This window comes from Streptomyces sp. NPDC001157 (genome assembly GCF_053598255.1).
In genome coordinates, this window is the sequence record NZ_JBSFJW010000039.1 from 54,585 (window position 1) to 68,290 (window position 13,706).

The following is a 13,706-nucleotide window of genomic DNA, read 5'->3' on the forward strand; positions in this document are numbered from 1 at the left end:
CCCGACCGACCCCGGACGAAAGGGGGAGCACGATGACCGACGACAAGGTCGTGGCGGCGCTGCGCACCTCGCTCCAGGAGACCGAGCGGCTGCGCGGCGAGAACCTGCGACTGCGGCAGCAGCGCGAGCAGATCACCGAGCCCATCGCCGTCGTCGCCATGAGCTGCCGCTTCCCCGGCGGTGTCAACACCCCGGAGCAGCTGTGGCAGCTGCTCGTCGACGAGCGGGACGCCGTCACCGGATTCCCCGTCGACCGGGGCTGGGACCTCGCCGGTCTCTACGACCCCGACCCCGACAGCCCCGGCACCAGCAGCACCCAGGAGGGCGGCTTCCTGCACGACGCCTGCGCCTTCGACGCCGAGTTCTTCGGCATCTCGCCGCGCGAGGCGCTGGCCATGGACCCCCAGCAGCGACTCCTGCTGGAGACCTGCTGGGAGGCGGTCGAACGCGGCGGCATCGACCCGCTGTCGCTGCGCGGCAGCCGCACCGGCGTGTACGCGGGCGTCATGTACAACGAGTACGGCGCCCGGCTGCCCAGCATGCCGCCCGAGGTGGAGGCGTTCATCGGCACCGGGACCGTGCCCAGCGTGGTCACCGGCCGCATCGCCTACACGCTCGGCCTGGAGGGGCCCGCGGTCACCCTCGACACCGCCTGCTCGTCCTCCCTCGTCGCCGTCCACCTCGCCTGCCAGGCGCTGCGCGGCGGGGAGATCTCCCTCGCGCTCGCCGGCGGGGTCACCGTGATGTCCACGCCCAGCCTCTACGTCGGCTTCAGCCGTCAGCGGGGGCTGGCCCCGGACGGGCGCTGCAAGTCCTTCGCCGCGGCGGCCGACGGTGCCGGTTTCGGCGAGGGGGCCGGCGTCCTGCTCCTGGAGCGGCTGTCCGACGCCCGCCGCAACGGGCACCCGGTGCTGGCCCTCGTGCGGGGCTCGGCCGTCAACCAGGACGGCGCCAGCAACGGCATGACCGCCCCCAACGGGCCGTCCCAGCAGCGCGTGATCCGGCAGGCGCTCGCCGCGGCCGGACTGAGCGGCGCCGAGGTGGACGCGGTGGAGGCGCACGGCACCGGTACCCGGCTCGGCGACCCGATCGAGGCGCAGGCCCTGCTCGCGACCTACGGACAGGAGCGTGAGCGGCCGCTGCTGCTCGGCTCCCTCAAGTCCAACCTCACGCACACCCAGGCCGCCGCCGGGGTCGGCGGCATCATGAAGATGGTGCTGGCCATGCGCCACGGCCTGCTGCCCCGCACCCTGCACATCGACGCACCGACCCCCCAGGTCGACTGGAGCGAGGGCGACATCGCCCTCCTCACCGAGGCCCGCGCCTGGCCCGACACCGGGCATCCGCGCCGGGCCGCGGTGTCCTCCTTCGGGGCGAGCGGCACCAACGCGCACGCGGTGCTGGAGGAGGCACCGTCCGAGCAGCTCCCCGAGCCGGCCGAGTCCGCCGAGGCCGGTCCGGTCGTCTGGCCCCTGTCCGCCAAGGGCCCGGCCGCCCTGAGCGCCCAGGCCGCCGCCCTCCACACCCACCTGGAGGCGGACCCCGGCATCCGTCCGGCAGACGTCGGCCACTCCCTCGCCTCCGGCCGCTCGCTCTTCGCCGACCGCGCGGTCGTGGCGGGCAACGACCGCACCGAACTCCTCGACGGGCTCGCCGCCCTCGCCGCCGGACGGCCGCACCCGGCGGTCGCCACCGGCCGTGCGCTGCCCGGCCGCAAGGCCGTCTTCGTCTTCCCCGGCCTGGGCTCCCAGTGGCCCGGCATGGCTGCCGAACTCCTCGACGCCTCACCGGTGTTCGCGGCCCGACTCGGCGAGTGCGAACAGGCCCTCGCCCCGTACGTGGACTGGTCCGTCGCCGACGTCCTGCGCCGCGCGCCCGGCGCGCCGGACCTGGACCCGGTGGAGGTGGTCCAACCCGTCCTGTTCTCCGTGATGGTGTCCCTGGCCGCCGTATGGCGCTCCTACGGCGTCGAGCCCGCCGCGGTCGTGGGCCACAGCCAGGGCGAGGTGGCCGCGGCCTGTGTGGCCGGTGCCCTCAGCCTGCCGGACGCCGCCCGCGTGGTCGCCCTGCGCAGCCGTGCCCTGGCCGGTCTCACCGGCGCGGGCGGCATGGCCACCGTCCTGATGTCGCCCGACGAGGTCGCCCCCCACCTGGAGCGCCGGTCGGGCAAGGTGACGATCGCCGCCGTCAACGGCCCTCGGGTGCTGGTCGTCGCGGGCCCCGGCGACGAGGTCGCGGGCCTCGTCGACGACCTGACCGGCGAGGGCATGATGGCGTGGACCATGCCGGTCGCCTACGCCTCGCACTCCGACGACGTCGAGGCCGTGCGTGACCGGCTGCGCGAGGACCTGTCCGGGCTGACGTCACACGCGCCCGAGGTCCCCATGATGTCGACGGTGGATGCCGACTGGGCGGGCCCCGGCACTCTCACCCACGACTACTGGTACCGCAACCTGCGCCACACCGTCCGCTTCCACGAGGCCGTGCGGGGGCTGCTGGATGCCGGTCACCGCACCTTCGTGGAGGTCAGCCCGCACCCCCTGCTCACCTACGGCATCGCCGACACCGCCGCGGACGCCGGCGCCGACGACACGGCCGTCCTCGCCACCCTCCAGCGCGACGACGGCGGCCCGCGCCGCATGCTGCTGGCGCTCGGTGAGGCCCAGACCCAGGGCCTGCCCGTCGACTGGGGCCGGCTCTTCGACGGCACCGGCGCCCGCCGCACCGACCTGCCGACGTACGCCTTCCAGCGCACCCACTTCTGGCTCGACGTCCCCGCCCCGGTGGGCGACCCGGTCTCGGCAGGCCAGACGGCCACCGGCCACCCCTTGCTCCCGGCCGTCGTCGACCTGCCCGACGGCGAGGGCACGGTCCTCACCGGCCGCCTCTCCCTGCGCACCCACCCGTGGCTGGCCGACCACGCCGTCGCCGGAAGCGCGCTGCTTCCCGGCGTGGCGTTCCTGGAGATGGCCGCCCACGCCGCCGCGCACGTCGGGTGCGCCACGGTGGAGGAACTCACCCTGTCCGCACCGCTGATCCTGGCCGACGACGCCCGTCGGCTGCGCCTCACCGTCGGCGCCCCCGGCCCGGACGGACGTCGCGAGATCAGCGTCCACTCGGCCGCCGACGACGAACCGTGGGAGCGCCACGCCACGGGTGTCCTCGTCCCCCAGCCCGCGCCCGCGCCGGACGACGTCCTCTTCCGGGGACGCGGCGAGGAGGCGGAGAAAGTCGACATCGACGGGCTCTACGACGACTTCGAGGCCGTCGGCGTCCACTACGGCCCGCTGTTCCGCGGCCTGCGTGCCGCCTGGCGCGTCGGCACCGAGATCCACGCCGAGGTCGCCCTGCCCGAGCCCGGTCACGACGGGTTCGCCGTCCACCCCGCGCTGCTGGACGCCGCGCTGCAGACGGTCGGCCTGCTCGCGGACGCACGGGACGGCTCCTCGGGCGTGCCGCTGCCGTTCTCCTGGCACGACGTGACGCTGCGCGAAAGCGGCGAGTCGGCGCTCACCGTGGTCCTGCGGCCCGTCGGCGAGGACGGCGACGCCGTCTCGGTCCTGGTCGCCGACAGCAGCGGGCGCCCGGTGCTGACGGTCGGCCGGCTGGTCCTGCGGTCCGGAACGTCCAGCACGGCCGGCGCGCCCGGTGCCGTGGCGCGTTCGCTGTTCGCGCTCGACTGGACGGCCCTTGCTCCCGCCCCGCCCGGGTCCGAGGTCCGCACCGCCGTCCTCGGCTCGGTCGACGAGGCGACGGACGTCGCCCTGCTGCCGTGCCCGCCGTCCGACAACGACCCGCAGGCAGCACGCGCCGCGCTCACGGACGTCCTGCGGCAGCTCAAGGAGTGGCTGGCCGACGCCCGCCGCACGGACACCCCCCTGGTCGTGCTCACGCAGGGCGCGGTGGACCTGGGCGAGGTACCGGTGGACGTCGCCGGCGCCGCCGTATGGGGACTGCTGCGCACGGCCCAGCTGGAGCACCCCGGCCGGTTCGTGCTCCTGGACACCGACGGCGGCGAGGGCCTTCAGACGGCCCTGGCGACGGCCCTGAACGGCGACGAACCCCAACTCGCACTGCGCGGCGGCACACTCCACGCACCGCGCCTGGTCCGCGCCACCGCCCCCGCGGCCGAGACGCCCGCCTTCGACCCCGACGGCACCGTCCTCGTCACCGGAGGCGGCGGCACCCTCGGCGGACTCGTCGCCCGGCACCTCGTCACCGCACACGGAGCCCGGCACCTGCTGCTCCTCGGCAGGAGCGTCACCCCCGCCGGGACCGAACTCGCCGCCGAACTGCGCGCCGTCGGCTGCCAGGTCGAGTTCGCCGCCTGCGACGTGGCCGACCGCGCCGCGCTGGCCGCCGTGCTCGACGCGGTACCACCGGAGCACCCGCTGACCGCGGTCGTCCACACGGCCGGAGTGCTGGCGGACGGAGTGCTCGCGGACCTGACGGACGACCGGCTCGACACCGTCCTGCGGCCCAAGGCCGACGGCGCCTGGAACCTGCACGAGCTGACGCGGGACCAGAACCTGTCCGCCTTCGTGCTGTTCTCGTCGTCCGCCGGTGTCTTCGGCAGTCCCGGCCAGGCCGCCTACGCCGCCGCGAACGGCTACGCCGACGCCCTCGCCGCCCTCCGCCGACGCGCGGGACTGCCCGCCGTCTCCCTGGCCTGGGGTCTGTGGGAGCAGCGCACCGGCCTCACCACCGGCCTCTCCGACACCGACCGTCGGCGCATGGCCCGGGCCGGCATCCGCGCCCTGACCACCGAGGAGGGCCTGGCCCTGTTCGACGCGGCACCGGCGGCCGGTCGCCCCCTGATGGTGCCCGTCGGCCTAGAACCGGCCGCCCACCGCCACGGCCCCGTACCGCCGTTGCTGCGTGCGCTGGTGCGCCCCGCCCGGCGGGCCGCGTCCGCGGCGAACGAGCCGGACCTGCGCCCGCGGCTGACCGCCCTACCGGAGGCGGAGCGGGACGCGATGCTGCTGCGCCTGGTGCGTGCCCAGGCGGCCGAGGTGCTCGGGCACACCGACCCCGAGGCACTGGAGGCCGGGGACGCCTTCCTGGAGCGGGGATTCGACTCGCTCACCGCGGTCGAACTGCGCAACCGGCTCGCGGCGGCGCTCGATCTGCGGCTGCGCCCCACCGTCGTCCTGGACAGCCGCACCCCGGCACGGCTGGCGCAGCGCCTCGCGGCGGAACTCGCCACCACCACCGCGGTGGCCGGCCCGGTCACCGCCGGACCCGGACCGGACCCGGTCAGCGCCCTGTTCAGGCAGGCCTGCGACCTCGGCCGCGCACACGACGGCATCCAGTTGCTGCAGCACGCCGCCCGGCTCCGACCGGACTTCCGCTCCGGAACCGGTCTGCTGGACGGGGGCGAGCGGCGCCCCGAACTGCTGCGGCTGCACCAGCGTGCGGACGCGCCCGAACTGGTCTGCTTCGCCTCCGTCGTGGCCCTCGGCGGAGCCCACCAGTACAGCAGGTTCGCCGCCGCCTTCGAGGGCCGCTACGGAGTGAGCGCCCTGGACGCGCCCGGCTTCGCCGCCGACGAGCCGCTGCCCGCGGACCTGGACGCCCTGCTGGAGTTCCAGACCGGACTCGTCCTGCGGCACTTGGGCGACCGCCCGAAGGTGCTGCTCGGCTCCTCCTCCGGCGGCACGCTGGCCTACGCGGCCGCCGCCCGCATGGAGGAGCTCGGTGCCGGACCGGCGGCCGTCGTGCTGCTGGACACGTACCTCTCCGGCGATGCGGCGATGACCCAGTTCGACGACGTGCTGGTGCGCGGCATGTTCGAACGTGAGGACCGGGCGGCCCCCATGGACGGCGCCCGGCTGACCGCCATGGGCCGCTACTTCCAGCTCCTCGACGACTGGGCGCCGCCCCCGGTCCAGGCGCCCGTCCTGCTGGTCCGGGCATCGGAACCGATCGCCGAACCGGCGGCGGACAGCACCGTCGACTGGCGGGCCTCCTGGCCGACCGCGCACTCCGTCGTCGACGTCCCCGGAAACCACTGGTCGATGCTCGAACAGCATCTGCCCGCCACCGCCGGCACCGTCCGCGCATGGCTGGACTCCGTCCTCCCCGACACCACCCCCGACCCCCGAAGCGAGTAGGCGGCCGACATGCAGCAACCACTCCGACCGACAGCCGGCACGCCCCGGCGACCACACCACCTCGCCGTCCTCGGCGCCGGCGTCATGGGCGGGAGCATCGCGACCCTGGCCGTCGGCCACGGCGTCCCCGTCACCCTCATCGACGTGGACGACGCGAAACTCGCCGCCGCCGAGACCAGGATCGCCGGGGAACTGCGCCTGGCCCAGCTCATGGGGGCACTGCCCGACGACGTCCCCGAGGCGACCGTGACCACCAGCTGCCACCTCGCCGACGCGGCCGGCGCCACCGCGGTCGTCGAGGCCGTCACGGAGGACGCGGACATCAAGGAGAAGGTCCTCGCCGAGGTCTCCGCCGTCGTGGCGCCCGGCACCGTCCTGGTGTCCAACACCTCCTCCATCCCCATCGACGAACTGGCGTCGGCGGCCGCACGCCCGGCGGACGTCGTCGGCACCCACTTCATGAACCCGCCGTACCTGATTCGCACCGTGGAGGTGATCCGCGGCGCCCGCACCGGAGAGCAGGCGATGGACTCCATCCGCTCCCTGCTCGACGCACTGCGGCGGCAACCGGTCGTGGTGCGGGACGCGCCGGGGTTCGTGACCAGCAGGGTGCTCCACCCCATGATCAACGACGCCGCCCGCGTGGTTCAGGAGGGCACGGCGACCGCCGAGGACGTCGACACCCTCATGCAGGGCTGCCTCGGCCACCCCACCGGCCCGCTGCGCACCGCCGACCTCATCGGCATCGACAACCTCGTCGACTCGCTCCGGGTGCTCCACGAGCGCACCGGCGACCCCGGCTGCCTGCCCTGCGACCTTCTGCTGGAGAAGGTGCGGGCCGGTGACATCGGCCGCAAGTCCGGCCGTGGCTTCTACGTCTACCAGGGAGAAACATCATGACCGTGTCACCGCAGAGCACCACCGAGCAGGAGCTCGTCGACTTCCTCCACGGCAAGACCAAGAGGGTGTGGGAGGAGGACACCGACCTCTTCGCCTCCGGCGGACTGTCGTCGCTCTTCGCGATGGAGATCGTCGTACACCTGGAGAAGACGTACGGCGTCTCGATCCGCGGCAAGGACCTGCGGCTGGACAACTTCCGCACCGTCAGGAGCATGGCGTCCCTGGTCCGTCGGCTCCAGGGCGCAAGCGGAGACGCCGGTGAGTGACGAGTTCGCCGACGCCGCCGCCTCCGTCACCGCCCTGGTCGGCGACCGGGCCGCCGACTGGGACCTGGCCGGCCTGATCCCCGAGCCGCTGCTGCGCGAGCTCGGCGCGAGCGGCCGGCTGTGCGCCGGCGTCCCCACCGAGTACGGCGGCCCGGGCTGGAGCAGCCTCGCCGGCGGGGAGTTCACCGCGCACGTCGGCAGCCTGTGCAGCTCTCTGCGGAGCGTCATGACCTCCCAGGGCATGGCCGCCTGGACCATCGAACGCCTCGGCACCACGGCCCAGTGCCGCGCCTTCCTGCCCCGCCTGACCTCCGGCGAGCTGGCCGCCGTGGGCTTCAGCGAACCCCAGGCGGGCAGTGACCTGTCGGCGATCCGCACCACCATCCGCGACGAGGGCGACGCGCTGGTCGTCGACGGACACAAGGTCTGGGTGACCGCCGCCCACTACGCCGACCTGCTCGTCGTCTTCGGACGCTACGGCGAGGGGGCCGCCGCCGTGGTCGTCCCCGCCGACACGCCCGGTGTCCGCGTCCAAAGGGTCGCCGACCCGATGGGCTGCCGCGCCGCGGGCCACGCCGAAGTGACCCTGGAAGGGGTGCGGCTCCCCGCCGACCACCTCCTGGGCGGCGACGAGCTCTCCTTGCCGCTGCTGGTGACCACCGCCCTCGCGTACGGCCGTATCTCGGTCGCCTGGGGCTGCGTCGGCATCCTGCGCGCCTGCCTGGCGGCGGTCGCCTCCCACGCCGCCTCGCGGCAGCAGTTCGGTGCGCCGCTCGCCTCCCATCAGCTCGTCGCCCGGCACGTCGCCGAGCTCTACGTCGCCGAGCAGACCGCCACGCGCGCGTGCGAGCACGCCAGCCGCCGCTGGGACGACGGAACGCCCGACATGGTGAGCGCCACCGTGCTCGCCAAGCACGTCGGCGCGGTGCAGGCCGCCCGCGGAGCCGCCACCGCCGTCCAGGTCATGGCCTCGGCGGGTGCGAAAGACGGCCACGTGGTGGCCCGCGCCTACCGGGACGCCAAACTCATGGAGATCATCGAAGGCAGCAACGAGATGTGTGAACTGATGCTCGCCCAGCACGCGCTGGCCACCGTGGGGGCGTCATGAGCGACGCCCCGGTCATGGTGAAGTGCCTGGTGTGGGATCTCGACAACACCCTGTGGAACGGCACGCTCCTGGAGGACGGCCAGGTCCTGCTGGACGACGAGATCCGCGCCGTGGTCACCGAACTCGACTCCCGCGGCATCCTGCAGTCGGTGTGCAGCCGCAACGACCACGAGCAGGCCTGGGCCCGTCTGGAAGAGCTCGGGATCGCCGAGTACTTCGTCCTGCCGGAGATCGGCTGGGGTCCCAAGTCGAAGGCGGTGGAACGGATCGCGCAGCGCCTGAACTTCGCCCACCGCACCATCGCCTTCATCGACGACCAGCCGGCCGAACGCGCAGAGGTCACCTACCACCTGCCCGACGTCCGCTGCTATCCCGCCGAGGCCGCCCTCTCCCTCACCGGCCTCGCCGAGTTCAGCCCCGCCGTCAGCACCGTGGACTCCCGCCGCCGCCGCGCCATGTACCAGGCCGGCTTCCGCAGGGACGCCGAACGGGAGGCGTTCGAAGGACCCGACGAGGAGTTCCTGCGCAGCCTGGAGCTGGTGATGCGGATCGGCCGGGCCACCCCGGACGAACTCACCCGCGTCGAGGAACTGACGCTGCGCACCAGCCAGATGAACGCCACCGGCGTCCACTACTCGGACGCCGCCCTGCGCGCGCTGATGGCCGACCCCGCCCACGAGGTGCTGGTCACCACCCTCACCGACCGGTTCGGGCCGCACGGCGCGGTCGGCGTCATCCTGCTGGAGAAGCGCCCGGACGTGTGGCACCTGAAACTGCTGGCCACCTCGTGCCGGGTGGTCTCCTTCGGCGCGGGATCGGTGATCCTGAACTGGCTGGTGGACCGGGCGGCCGCCGCCGGAGCGCACCTGGTGGCCGATTTCCGGCGCACCGACCGCAACCGCATGATGGAGGTCGCCTACCGCTTCGCCGGCTTCGAGGAGTCCCCCTGCGCCTGCACCGAGGCGCTGGGCGACGGCAGCCGGGACGTGGAGCGGCTGCACCTCGTGGCCGATCCGAGACCGGCGTCGACCACGGTGCGCCTGGAGGCGTTCGACCCGGCGCCCACCGGCGCGTGACTGCATGACTCGGGGCTGTGACGACATCCGTCGTCACAGCCCCGAAGTACGTTTCGGTCAGGCCTCTTTGCGGCGGGCGAGCGTGACGCCGTCGGCGATGGTGAGCATGCTCACGTCCACCCGGTCGTCGTCCCGCAGCAGGGCGTTCAGTGCCCGGACCCCCTCGGTGTCGGCGTCCGTGAAGGCCGGATCGGCGACCCGGCCGAAGAACAGCGTGTTGTCCACGACGATCAGACCACCGGGCCGCACCAGTTCCAGCGACTGCTCGTAGTACCGGGGGTAGTTGACCTTGTCCGCGTCGATGAACACCAGGTCGAAGCGCGCCGGCCCCTCCTCGGCGAGCAGCTCCCCGAGGACGGCATCCGCGTCCCCGATCCGCTGCTCCACGCGGTCGGCCACCCCCGCCCGTTTCCAGTAGGGCACGCCGATCGACGGCCAGCGATCGGTGATGTCACAGGTCACCAGGCGCCCTTCGGGCGGCAGCGCCCGTGCCATGCACAGGGCGCTGTAGCCGGTGTAGGTGCCCAGCTCCAGCACGGCGGCCGCGCCTGTGAGCCGCACCAGCAGGGCGAGGAACTGGCCCTCCTCCGGGTGTGTCTGCAGGGCGGTGCCGCCGGGCAGTTCGGCCGTCTCCTCCCGCAGCTCGCGCAGCGCGTCGTCCTCGCGCAGTGAGAAGTCGCGTACGTAGTCCAGGAGTTGTGGGCTCATGGTCAGCTGATCGGCCATGCGGTGCTCTCTCCATCCGGTGCGAGTGGTCGGTCGCGGTACGGCCGGCCGGGGTCACGACCGCCACGGGGCGGGGCGGTGGCCGCCGACGCCCTCGTCGTCCGCACCCGCGTTGTGCCACAGCAGGGGGTCGTACGGGGTCTCGGCCACAGCCACGGCCCGCTGCCCCGGTGGTGGGGCCGAGGCGGTGCCCAGTTCGGCGGCGTCGGTTCTCATCCGGGCCGCGGTGGCGAGCAGGTTCTGCACCACGGCCGACTCGCCGGTCCGGTGCCGCAGCGCGTGCAGGCAGCGCTCCAGCTGGTCGATGGTCCCGAGCAGGTCAGAGATGTGCGTAGCGGGCATGTCCCCCCACTTTCGGTGTCAGGCCCCCGCGCCGGGGACCGGCAGCGCGCTCAGATGCCGTCGTACGGTCTCCTGCACCGCCTCCGCCCGGTCGTTGAGGTAGAAGTGGCCCCCTTCGAACACGTGCTGGGAGAACGGGCCCTCGGTGTACTGGCGCCATCCCTCCACCTCACGCACCGACGCCCTGGGGTCACGGTCGCCGGTGAGCGCGACCACGGGGGCGCGCAGCGGGGGCCCCGGCACGTGCACATAGGTCTCCGCCGCCCGGTAGTCGCCCCGGATGGCGGGCATCACCATCTGGAGGATCTCGGGGTCCCTGAGCGCGGCGCCGACGGAACCGCCCAGCAGGTCCAGCTCGCGCAGGATCCCCTGGTCGTCGCGCAGATGCACCGTCTCTCCGCGTTCGAAGTGGGGTGCGCGGCGTCCGGACAGGAAGACGATCACGGGCTCCGCCGTCCCGCCCGGCTCCTGGAGCCGGCGCGCCACCTCGTAGGCGAGGGTCGCGCCCATGCTGTGGCCGAACAGCGCCAGCGGCCGGTCGTCGCCCGGCGCCGAGAGCAACGGGACCAGCCGATCGAGCAGTTCGGGAACGTTGTCGATGCAGGGCTCGTTGCGCCGGTCCTGCCGGCCCGGGTACTGCACGGCGTACACCTCGGCCGTCGGCGCCAGCGCGACCGACAGCGCATGGTAGGCACTGGCCGAGCCGCCGGCATGGGGGAAGCAGATGAGTCGGGTGGGGGAGTCGGGCGCGGGGGCGAAGCACCGGAGCCACAGCTCCCGCTCATCGACATCGTGATGCATCGGTTGCTGTCCTTCGAGAGAAGTCGATCACGGACACAGGGCGCCGCTCCGGAGGCTAGGCACCTCCGTCCACGGGGGGCTACCCCTACTGGCCCCCTGTCGCCCCCTGTCTTTGCGCCGCTCACCCCAGCTTCCTGACAGGCAGCTCGACGGAGCGGCTACAAAGTCACCATGAACGTGCACTGCCAGGCAGAACCCGCATACGATCCGTCATCGCCGTTCGCGTCCGCGGATCTCTTCTGCGGATCGCCTCGGTGCTCCCGCCCGCGCGGAGCACCCCGGCGCCGGGACGCGGCACCCCTGCGCTGACCGCATCCCTCCCACCCGCACTGTTCCTGCGCACCGCGTCGAGACACCCCACTGGGCAACCCCCACCGACCTCCGCCACGGGCTCCCCGTCCCGGTCGGATGCCGCCGCTCACTGCCGTCTAAAGGGTGGAGCAGTTATGGAAATCTCGTTACTCGGCCCTCTGGTCGTCCGTTCCGGCGGACACGAACTCCGAGTCTCGGCGCCCCGCCAGCGCGTCGTGCTCGCCACCCTCGTACTGAACGCGAACAAGGTGGTCCCCGTCCAGACCCTGGCCCGCTTCGTCTGGGACGGAACCCCGCCCCCGAGCGCGACCGCCACGATCCGTACCTACGTCATGCGCCTGCGCCAGTCCCTGGGCCCGCACGGCGGAAGCAGGATCATCACGCGCGCACCGGGATATCTGATCGAGATGGAGGAGGACGAGACCGATCTCGGCCGCTTCCAGGCCCACCGCAGAACAGCCCAGTCGCTGGCCGAGGGGGGTGCCCTCCCGCAGGCCGTTGAGCAGCTGCGGGCGGCACTGGCGCTGTGGCGCCACGAACCGCTGATGGACGTCCCCTCCCACACGCTCCAGGAACTGGAGGGCTGCCACCTCGAGAAGCTCTATCTCCAGACCTGCACCTGGCGCGTGGATCTGGACCTGGCACTCGGGCGGCACGCCGAGATCCTCCCCGAACTGTGGCGGCTGGGCCGCGAGCACCCCTTGCACGAGGGCCTGATCGGCCGGCTGATGCTGGCCCTGTCCCGCTCCGGGCAGCAGACGGAGGCACTCGACCTGTTCCGGCGGACCCGGGCCGCCCTCGTCGACCAGCTGGGCGCCGAGCCCGGCATGGAACTGCGCTCGGTCCAGCAGCGGATCCTGCGCGCCGAGGACGGGCCCGCACACCCCTCCGAACGGCGGCAGGAACCGCCGGCCCGCTGGGGTGACGGAGGAGGCCCGCGCTGGCCAGTCCCCGCTCAACTGCCCCCGGCGACCGCGGGTTTGACGGCCCGTGACCGGGAGCTGGCCGAGCTGGTCCGGCTGCTGGGTGCCGAGTCGGTCGCGCAGACGCCGACGACGGTGGTGTTGACAGGCGGCGGGGGCATCGGCAAGACGGCGCTCGCCGTGCAGTCGGCGCATCTGGTCCGCGACCGCTTTCCCGACGGCCAGCTCTACGTGGAGCTGGAGGGCAGCTCCGGGCACCCCGTCGCGCCCGGGGAGATACTGGCCAGACTGCTGGTGGGACTCGGGGTGCCCGACACGGCCGTGCCCACCTCGCTCGCGGGGCGCATCGCGCTCTTCAGGTCCCTGACGGACGGCCGCCGGATGCTGGTGGTGCTGGACGACGCCGAGAACGCCGCGCAGGTCCGCCCCTTCGTGCTCGGTACCGGCGGCAGCCGGACTGTGGTCACGAGCCGCAACCGGCTGACCGATCTCGACGGCGCCCGCACCATGGCACTGGAACCGTTGTCCGAGGCGGGTGCCCTGGACCTGCTCAGCCGCATCGTCGGTCGCCGCCGGACCGAACTGGAACCGCGAGCGGCCCGCCAGGTCGCCGCCGGCTGCGCCGGGCTGCCTCTGGCGGTGCGGATCATCGGCTCCCGGATCAGCGCGAGGCCTCGCCGCGGCCTCGACGGCGTGGCCCGTCGCCTCGGTGACGAACAGCGGCTGCTGGACGAGCTGGAGGTCGGCGACCTGGCCGTACGGCCGGTGCTGGAGTCCGCGTACGGCACCACCCGTGACCGTACCGTGGCCGGCATCAGCCTCGGTGGGGCCTTCCGCGTGCTGGGCACCGAAGTCTCGGCCGCCTTCGGGCGGGAGCGGGCGGCCGCGCTGCTCGGGTGCTCGCCGGACAGCGCCGAGGACGTCCTGGACGCGCTGGTGGACGCCAACCTCCTGCGCGAACACGACCACGGGCGCTATCTGATGGACGGGCTGGCCCGGGCCTACGCCCGGGAGCGGACCCTCATCGAGGGTCCCGGCATCCACACGGCCCGGGCCGGGAGTGGGCCGCACCTGCTGCCCACCGCCGATCCCGGTGCGGCACCCCGGGTCGTCGCACACGCCGGAGGCTTTCGATAGGG

General features: G+C 73.5%; 9 protein-coding genes. 6 read left to right on the top strand and 3 right to left on the bottom strand.

The window, feature by feature from the left end; translation table 11 throughout:
- Positions 1-32 precede the first annotated feature (32 nt).
- Genes ACWDAG_RS40170 through ACWDAG_RS40190 form a run of 5 tightly spaced genes read left to right on the top strand, consistent with a single transcriptional unit; the run spans position 33 to position 9,463 of the window.
- A complete protein-coding gene (locus ACWDAG_RS40170; RefSeq protein ID WP_450700504.1) occupies positions 33-6,113 on the top strand; it encodes an SDR family NAD(P)-dependent oxidoreductase in 6,081 nt (2,026 codons plus the stop codon).
- 9 nt (positions 6,114-6,122) lie between these two features.
- Positions 6,123-7,013, top strand: a complete 891-nt coding sequence (locus ACWDAG_RS40175; protein WP_450700505.1) for a 3-hydroxyacyl-CoA dehydrogenase family protein — start codon at positions 6,123-6,125, stop codon at positions 7,011-7,013.
- Complete coding sequence (locus ACWDAG_RS40180) at positions 7,010-7,279, top strand: acyl carrier protein (RefSeq protein WP_450700506.1); 270 nt, start codon at positions 7,010-7,012, stop codon at positions 7,277-7,279. Before ACWDAG_RS40175 ends, ACWDAG_RS40180 begins: the two co-directional genes overlap by 4 nt.
- Positions 7,272-8,387, top strand: a complete 1,116-nt coding sequence (locus tag ACWDAG_RS40185) for an acyl-CoA dehydrogenase family protein (protein WP_450700507.1) — start codon at positions 7,272-7,274, stop codon at positions 8,385-8,387. The genes ACWDAG_RS40180 and ACWDAG_RS40185 overlap by 8 nt, the downstream gene beginning before the upstream one ends.
- Positions 8,384-9,463, top strand: coding sequence for an HAD-IIIC family phosphatase (locus tag ACWDAG_RS40190; protein ID WP_450700508.1), 1,080 nt, complete (start codon positions 8,384-8,386; stop codon positions 9,461-9,463). Before ACWDAG_RS40185 ends, ACWDAG_RS40190 begins: the two co-directional genes overlap by 4 nt.
- 57 nt (positions 9,464-9,520) lie before the next feature.
- Here ACWDAG_RS40190 and ACWDAG_RS40195 read toward each other — a convergent pair whose 3' ends face one another.
- From ACWDAG_RS40195 to ACWDAG_RS40205, 3 genes are read right to left on the bottom strand one after another with little or no spacing between them, the layout of a single operon-like run.
- A complete protein-coding gene (locus ACWDAG_RS40195; protein WP_450700509.1) occupies positions 9,521-10,189 on the bottom strand; it encodes an O-methyltransferase in 669 nt (222 codons plus the stop codon).
- 54 nt (positions 10,190-10,243) lie between these two features.
- A complete protein-coding gene (locus tag ACWDAG_RS40200; RefSeq protein ID WP_450700510.1) occupies positions 10,244-10,531 on the bottom strand; it encodes a hypothetical protein in 288 nt (95 codons plus the stop codon).
- 18 nt (positions 10,532-10,549) lie between these two features.
- Positions 10,550-11,332 carry a thioesterase II family protein gene (locus ACWDAG_RS40205; protein ID WP_450700511.1) on the bottom strand — a complete coding sequence of 261 codons (783 nt, stop codon included), beginning with the start codon at positions 11,330-11,332 and terminating at the stop codon, positions 10,550-10,552.
- Positions 11,333-11,778: 446 nt separating this feature from the next.
- Between ACWDAG_RS40205 and ACWDAG_RS40210 the strand changes: the two genes are divergently transcribed.
- On the top strand, positions 11,779-13,704 hold the full coding sequence (locus ACWDAG_RS40210) for a BTAD domain-containing putative transcriptional regulator (RefSeq protein WP_450700512.1): 1,926 nt from the start codon (positions 11,779-11,781) through the stop codon (positions 13,702-13,704).
- Positions 13,705-13,706 lie beyond the last annotated feature (2 nt).

What these genes read in the sequence shown, in the direction of transcription:
- ACWDAG_RS40170 (WP_450700504.1), top strand. Translation starts at nt 33, where the DNA reads ATGACCGACGACAAGGTCGTGGCGGCGCTGCGCACCTCGCTCCAGGAG.
- ACWDAG_RS40175 (WP_450700505.1), top strand. Translation starts at nt 6,123, where the DNA reads ATGCAGCAACCACTCCGACCGACAGCCGGCACGCCCCGGCGACCACAC.
- ACWDAG_RS40180 (WP_450700506.1), top strand. Translation starts at nt 7,010, where the DNA reads ATGACCGTGTCACCGCAGAGCACCACCGAGCAGGAGCTCGTCGACTTC.
- ACWDAG_RS40190 (WP_450700508.1), top strand. Translation starts at nt 8,384, where the DNA reads ATGAGCGACGCCCCGGTCATGGTGAAGTGCCTGGTGTGGGATCTCGAC.
- ACWDAG_RS40195 (WP_450700509.1), bottom strand. Translation starts at nt 10,189, where the DNA reads ATGGCCGATCAGCTGACCATGAGCCCACAACTCCTGGACTACGTACGC.
- ACWDAG_RS40200 (WP_450700510.1), bottom strand. Translation starts at nt 10,531, where the DNA reads ATGCCCGCTACGCACATCTCTGACCTGCTCGGGACCATCGACCAGCTG.
- ACWDAG_RS40205 (WP_450700511.1), bottom strand. Translation starts at nt 11,332, where the DNA reads ATGCATCACGATGTCGATGAGCGGGAGCTGTGGCTCCGGTGCTTCGCC.
- ACWDAG_RS40210 (WP_450700512.1), top strand. Translation starts at nt 11,779, where the DNA reads ATGGAAATCTCGTTACTCGGCCCTCTGGTCGTCCGTTCCGGCGGACAC.